This is a genomic window from Mitsuaria sp. TWR114 (assembly GCF_007997345.1).
This window is the reverse complement of record NZ_VOSR01000209.1, coordinates 1-4140: the sequence shown is the minus strand read 5'-3', so window position 1 is coordinate 4140 and position 4140 is coordinate 1. Positions and strand designations below refer to the sequence as shown.

Genomic DNA, 4140 nt, shown 5'->3' with positions numbered 1-4140 from the left:
CGGCACCGCGGTGCCGCGCGTTCGGCCATGCGGTCGATGCCATGCGTCGGTTCGAGCGCGCGGATCAGCACGCCGGCGCCGTGGCCCTCGGGACGGCACACGAAGTTCAGGCACCAGTGCAGGCCGTAGCTCCGGTACACGTACGCATGCCCCGGCGGGCCGAACATCGCCGCGTTGCGCGGGGTCAGGCCGACGAAGCAATGCGAGGCCTCGTCGTCCTGGTCATAGGCCTCGGTCTCGACGATGACGCCGCCGACACCGTCCACCAGCACCGTCCACCCGATGAGCTGCCGCGCCACCAGGACCGGGCTCTCCGTGAAATCGATCTGCTGCATCGCGCCAGTATTGCGGATCGACGCCCCGTGCCTGCGTCGGCGTGAACGAGTGCGCGGTCCCCGCGGCCCGCGGCCGGGCGGCCTGTCGAAGCCTTCACGCCGTCCTCTATAAAATCGCGCGATGGAATACCCGGGCAATCTCTTCGTTGTCGCCGCCCCCAGCGGTGCCGGCAAATCCAGCCTCGTCAAGGCGCTGCTGGAACTGGACGCCAAGCTGAGCGTCTCCGTCTCGCACACCTCGCGCGCGCCGCGCGGCCAGGAACAGCACGGCCGCGAATACCTGTTCGTCACCCCGGAGGAATTCCGGGCCATGGTCGACCGCGGGGAGTTCTTCGAGTGGGCGCAGGTCCACGACAACCTCTACGGCACCTCCCGCGCGGCGATCGAGGCGCGCATCTCGCATGGCGACGACGTCGTGCTGGAGATCGATTACCAGGGCGCGCTGCAGATCAAGCAGCTGTTCCCGCATGCGGTGCTGATCTTCATCCTGCCGCCGAGCTGGGAGGAACTGAAGCAGCGCCTGGTCCGGCGCGGCGACACCGAGGAAGCGGTGATCGCCAAGCGCATGCAGACCGCCCGGGAGGAAGTCGCGCAAGCGAAACACTTCGATTTCGTGGTCATCAATGCCGTCTTCGAGACGGCGCTTTTCGACCTGAAGGCCATCGTCCAGGCGCAGCGGCTAAAATACGCGACCCAGCGCCGCAACCGGTCGACCGTGTTCCGCGCGCTCGACCTCATCGAGTAACCCCGTCCCCTCAGGAACCCGCATGGCCCGCATCACCGTCGAAGACTGCCTGACCAAGATCCCGAACCGCTTCCAGCTGGTGCTCGCCGCGACCTATCGCGCCCGCATGCTGAGCCAAGGCCACGCGCCGAAGCTGGAGTCGAAGAACAAGCCCGGCGTGACCGCGCTGCGCGAAGTCGCCAACGGCGACGTCGGCGTGGAAATGCTGCGCCGCGTGCCGGTCTGATTCCCGGCCGACCGCTGGATCGAAACGCCCCGCTCGCGGGGCGTTTTTCATAGGGCGCTCACACCGGCCTCGCCCGCTCCCGCCAGAACGCCGCGTCGATCTCCACCGCGTTGCCGCTCTTCTCGCGGATGACCCAGAAGCGGGCGCCGTCCGCGGCGATGCGGTCGACCTCGCCTCGCGACGCTGGCGCTGGCGCTGGTCTGCCTGGCCTGGGAGCTGTGGCTCGCGCCGACCGGCCGCGGCACGCTCGCGATCAAGGCCCTGCCGCTGCTGCTGCCGCTGCCCGGCCTGTGGCGCTACCGGCTCTACACCTACCGCTGGGTCAGCCTGATGATCTGGCTCTACATGACCGAGGGCCTGGTGCGCGGCACCTCCGAGGGCGGCGCCGGCATGGCGCTGGCCTGGATCGAGGTCGCCCTGTCGCTGACGATCTTCATCGCCTGCGCGGCGCAGATCCGCCTGCGGCTGGCCCAGGCCCGCACGGCCGAGGCCGGATCGACGGGAGACCCCGCATGAGCGCCGCACTGATCGACGCCCTGCGCGCCTGCCTGGGCCAGGCGCATGTCCTGCTGCCCGGCGAGCACGACCTTTCCGGCTACGAGCGCGACTGGCGCAAGCGCTATGCGGGTCGCGCGCTGGCGGTCGTGCGGCCGGCCGACACCGCGCAGGTCGCGGCGATCGTGTCGCTGGCGCGCGAGCACGGCGTGCCGCTGGTCCCGCAAGGCGGCAACACCGGCCTGGTGGGGGGCGGCGTGCCGGACGACTCCGGCACGCAATTGCTGCTGAGCCTGCAGCGGCTCAACCGCGTGCGCCAGATCGACCCCGCCAACCTGACGATGACCGTCGACGCCGGCTGCGTGCTGCAGCAGGTGCAGCAGGCGGCGCGGGACGCCGGCCTGCTCTTCCCGCTGAGCCTGGCCGCCGAAGGCAGCTGCACCATCGGCGGCAACCTGGCGACCAACGCCGGCGGCACCCAGGTGCTGCGCTACGGCAACGCGCGCGAGCTGTGCCTGGGCCTGGAAGTGGTGACCGCGGACGGGACCGTCTGGGACGGGCTGTCCGGCCTGCGCAAGGACAACACCGGCTACGACCTGCGCGACCTCTTCATCGGGTCGGAAGGCACGCTGGGCGTGATCACGGCCGCGACGCTGAAGCTGCATCCGTTGCCGCTGGCCCGGATGACGGCGCTGGCCGCCTGCGACACGCTGCGCGACGCGGTCGCGCTGCTGGGCCTGGCGCAGGCGCGCTGCGGCGCGGCGCTGACCGGCTTCGAGGTGATGAACGCGCTGTCGCTGGCCCTGGTGGGCAAGCATTTCCCGCAGTTGACGCAGCCGCTGGGCCCGAGGCCGTGGACGGTGCTGCTGGAGCTGTCGGACAGCGAGGGCGAGACCCATGCCCGCGCGCAGTTCGAGGCCCTGCTCGAGGACGCGCTGGAGCGCGGCGTCATCGACGACGCGGCGGTGGCCGAGACGCTGGCGCAGAGCCATGCGATGTGGCACCTGCGCGAGTCCATTCCGCTGGCGCAGAGCGAGGAAGGCCTGAACATCAAGCACGACATCGCGCTGCCGGTGTCGCGGATCCCCGATTTCGTCGAAGGCTGCGACCGATTGCTGGCCGAGCGTTTCCCCGGCTCGCGGCTGGTGGACTTCGGCCATCTGGGCGACGGCAACCTGCACTACAACGTCCAGGCGCCGGAGGGCGTCGCGCCCGCGGACTTCCTGCGCACGCACGAGGCGGCGGTCAACGCGCTGGTCTACGACCAAGTGGCCGCGCACGGCGGCTCGATCTCGGCCGAGCACGGCATCGGTCAGCTCAAGCGCGAGGAGCTGGCGCAGCGCAAGAGCCCGGTGGCCCTGCAGCTGATGCGCCAGATCAAGCAGGCGCTGGATCCGCGCGGGCTGCTGAACCCCGGCCGGTGGTCTGAAGGCGCGCGGCGCTTCCACCGGGCGCTTCCACCGGGCGCTTTCGGCGAGCGCTTTCCTTTAGAGAGGCCAGTCACCGGCGCTTGCACGGATCGTGCTGGCCGCGCGGGCACAATCCTCGCGCTTGCGCGTGCCGCCCGTCTCTCCGTCCTCGATGCCCGTCCCGAATCCGCCCTCGATGCAACCGCCGCGCCCGCGTGGCTCGCTGTCCGCCGCGCGCGTCGGCCGGCCGCACGCCATCGCGCTGGCCCTGGCGCTCGCGCTGTCCGGCGTCGCCGCACAGGCGCAGTCCTCGACGCCTTCCGAGCAGCCCCTGGCCCATCTGCAGCACACGAGCTGGGGCCTGAAGGACGGCATGCCGGGACCGGTGATGGCGATCGCGCAGACGAGCGACGGCTACCTCTGGCTGGGCACCGGCAACGGCCTGTTCCGCTTCGACGGCCTGCGCTTCGAGCGCTTCGACACGATCGCCGGCGAGCAGTTGCCCAGCCGCCAGGTGCTGTCGCTCTTCGCGACCGCCGACAACGGCCTGTGGGTGGGCCTGCTCGAAGGCGGCCTCGCGCTGGTCCGCCAGGGGCGCATCGTCCAGGTCGAGCCAGCGACCGGCCATTTCGTCACCTCCACCCGCGCCTTCGCGGCCGAGCGCGACGGCACGCTCTGGGTCGCCACCGGCCGCTCGCTGCTCAAGCGCCAGGGCGCCGGCTGGGTCGCGATGGACCCGGGCTCCGGCTTCGACGACGGCAGCGGACAGGCGCCGATCGCGCTGTCGGTGGCGGTCGACGCGGCCGGCAACGTCTGGTGCGTCACCGATCGCACCGTCTTCGTCCGGCCCGCGGGCGGCGCCCGCTTCGTCGCCTCCGACGTGCCGTCGCTGGGTCAGACCCAGCTGACCATCGGGCCCGATGGCCGCGC

Annotated in this window: 5 protein-coding genes and 1 pseudogene; 5 read left to right on the top strand and 1 reads right to left on the bottom strand. The window is 71.3% G+C overall.

Features of this window, described 5'->3' with window-relative positions:
* Positions 1 to 335, bottom strand: a 335-nt coding sequence (locus FUT87_RS09640; protein ID WP_147240889.1) for a DNA-3-methyladenine glycosylase, incomplete at its 3' end; no start/stop codon positions are given.
* 121 nt (positions 336 to 456) lie between these two features.
* On the opposite strand from FUT87_RS09640, the gene gmk reads away from it, so the two are divergent.
* The 5 genes and pseudogenes from gmk to FUT87_RS09615 form a co-directional block, all read left to right on the top strand.
* Positions 457 to 1080, top strand: a complete 624-nt coding sequence (gene gmk, locus FUT87_RS09635; protein ID WP_091723212.1) for a guanylate kinase — start codon at positions 457 to 459, stop codon at positions 1078 to 1080.
* A 22-nt stretch (positions 1081 to 1102) separates the two neighbouring features.
* Positions 1103 to 1306: a DNA-directed RNA polymerase subunit omega gene (rpoZ, locus tag FUT87_RS09630; protein WP_058936171.1), complete on the top strand. Its 204-nt coding sequence runs from the start codon at positions 1103 to 1105 to the stop codon at positions 1304 to 1306.
* A 183-nt stretch (positions 1307 to 1489) separates the two neighbouring features.
* Positions 1490 to 1822 (top strand): DUF2069 domain-containing protein, encoded by a 333-nt coding sequence (locus FUT87_RS09625; protein WP_147240890.1) that lies wholly within the window; start codon positions 1490 to 1492, stop codon positions 1820 to 1822.
* Positions 1819 to 3222, top strand: a pseudogene (locus tag FUT87_RS09620) (FAD-binding oxidoreductase); the annotation flags it as partial. The gene FUT87_RS09625 and the pseudogene FUT87_RS09620, both read left to right, overlap by 4 nt.
* A gap of 184 nt (positions 3223 to 3406) precedes the next feature.
* A partial coding sequence (locus FUT87_RS09615) for a two-component regulator propeller domain-containing protein (RefSeq protein WP_310735151.1) occupies positions 3407 to 4140 on the top strand: 734 nt, incomplete at its 3' end.